This is a genomic window from Rhodoferax sp. UBA5149, from assembly GCF_002413825.1.
Lineage (GTDB): Bacteria > Pseudomonadota > Gammaproteobacteria > Burkholderiales > Burkholderiaceae_C > Rhodoferax.
Window position 1 is genome coordinate 13303 of record NZ_DHXT01000126.1, and the last position, 997, is coordinate 14299.

2 protein-coding genes are annotated in these 997 nt (G+C 61.7%); one reads left to right on the plus strand and one right to left on the minus strand.

What is annotated here, in order from left to right; all coding sequences use genetic code 11:
* A partial coding sequence (locus B3V69_RS11140; protein WP_296446537.1) for an SDR family NAD(P)-dependent oxidoreductase occupies positions 1-416 on the minus strand: 416 nt, incomplete at its 3' end.
* Between the two features lie 114 nt (positions 417-530).
* On the opposite strand from B3V69_RS11140, the gene B3V69_RS11145 reads away from it, so the two are divergent.
* A partial coding sequence (locus B3V69_RS11145) for an alpha/beta fold hydrolase (RefSeq protein WP_296446538.1) occupies positions 531-997 on the plus strand: 467 nt, incomplete at its 3' end.

The following is a 997-nucleotide window of genomic DNA, read 5'->3' on the forward strand; positions in this document are numbered from 1 at the left end:
TTGATGATGCGGCCCCACCCTTTGCCGTTATCCGCGGCTTGCATGGCGGGCAGGGCCAGGCGGGTGGCGTGGAAGGCGCTGCTCATGTTGATCGCGATGATGGCGTCCCAGCGCTCAATGGGGAAGTTCTCGATTCGGGCCACGTGCTGGATGCCCGCGTTGTTCACCAGAATGTCGACGCGGCCAAACTGGGCAGCGGCGTATTTCATCATGTCTTCAATTTCCGCCGGTTTGCTCATGTCGGCCCCGTGGTAGGCCACTTTCACGCCGAATGCGGCGACTTCGGCTTTCGGGCCCTCGACGTCGCCAAAGCCGTTGAGGACGATGTTGGCGCCCTGCTTGGCCAGGGCTTTGGCGATGCCAAGGCCTATGCCGCTGGTGGACCCGGTGACGAGTGCTGTTTTATTTTTTAACATGGTGTTTCTCCGTAAATGATGGGGGGCGCTGCGATTGAATTAGGATGTGATGACCGCGACGGTGGGCCCGCTCACCTGTTTGCACACCGACATTATCAAACCATCGATCTCACCATGTCTGAACCTACGCTGAATTACGTACTGTGTCCCGATGCCTCGGGCGGGCATCGCATGGCCTACTGGCAATGGGGCAACCCGCAAAGCAGCCATGTGGTGGTCTGTGTCCATGGCCTGTCGCGCCAGGGGCGCGACTTTGATGTGCTGGCGCAGGCGCTGTGCGCCAAGGCAGGCGACAGCCTGCGTGTGGTGTGTCCTGACGTGGTTGGACGGGGCCAGAGTGACTGGCTGAAAGACCCGATGGGCTATCAGATTCCGTCCTACGCCGCCGACATGCTGGCTTTGCTGGCGCAGCTCAAGCCGACCACCCTGGACTGGGTGGGCACCAGCATGGGCGGGCTGATTGGTCTGGTGGTGTGCGGGCAGGCGGATCTGCCCCTGCCGGTGCCGGTGCGTCGTTTGGTGTTGAACGACGTGGGGCCCGTCATCCAGTGGCAGGCCGTGCAGCGCATTGGTGAATACCT